Annotated in this window: 1 CRISPR repeat array. The window is 62.2% G+C overall.

The features are described from left to right. Position 1: 1 nt before the first annotated feature. Positions 2-299: direct repeats of the CRISPR family, unit length 32 nt; unit sequence GTTTCAACACACAGCCGCCCGAAGGCGGCTGG.

The following is a 299-nucleotide window of genomic DNA, read 5'->3' as shown; positions in this document are numbered from 1 at the left end:
GGTTTCAACACACAGCCGCCTGAAGGCGGCTGGTCGAAGAAGCCGCTGTTGCTGTACGTTTCCAGAGGTTTCAACACACAGCCGCCCGAAGGCGGCTGGGACACAATCGTCAGCCGTCAAGCCGTCATTCAGTGTTTCAACACACAGCCGCCCGAAGGCGGCTGGGAGCGCGGCAGCGTGGTCGGCGCGGTAAACGAGCTGTTTCAACACACAGCCGCCCGAAGGCGGCTGGGCATCCTCGCTTTTAACGTCGGCAAGCCATCGGGTGTTTCAACACACAGCCGCCCGAAGGCGGCTGG

The sequence above is a fragment of the Neisseria sp. HMSC70E02 genome, assembly GCF_001838645.1.
Classification (GTDB): domain Bacteria; phylum Pseudomonadota; class Gammaproteobacteria; order Burkholderiales; family Neisseriaceae; genus Neisseria; species Neisseria macacae.
This window is presented reverse-complemented; position numbering and strand designations above follow the sequence as displayed.